The following is a 287-nucleotide window of genomic DNA, read 5'->3' as shown; positions in this document are numbered from 1 at the left end:
GCAAAAGCGGGTAACGCACAGATCAAGGGTGGTAACGAACGCTGCGGCGACGCCCTTCGCGACGGCACCGTAGAACGTGGTCGACTCGACGACTAGGTGGACGATACTGAGGATCGTCGTCGACGCTATCTCGTTCGTGCTGGTGGCGCTACTTCCGAGATCGCTCTTCGGTAGACTGGCGGAACTAGCGGAATACATTGACAGCGATACAGTCCACGAGACTGTGGATCGGTGCCCCAGTAAGGTTCAGTGACCGGAGGAAGCCGTAGGTCCGAGCGGCCTGCTCC

General features: G+C 59.6%; 1 pseudogene. It reads right to left on the bottom strand.

The window, feature by feature from the left end:
* Window positions 1-184: 184 nt before the first annotated feature.
* Window positions 185-287 (bottom strand): annotated as a pseudogene (locus EXE41_RS18860) (IS1595 family transposase); the annotation flags it as partial.

The organism is Halorubrum sp. SD690R, assembly GCF_005435035.1.
In the GTDB taxonomy this organism is placed as follows: Archaea; Halobacteriota; Halobacteria; order Halobacteriales; family Haloferacaceae; genus Halorubrum; species Halorubrum ezzemoulense.
Note: the sequence above shows the minus strand (reverse complement) of the source record. Positions and strands in the feature narration are given on the sequence as shown.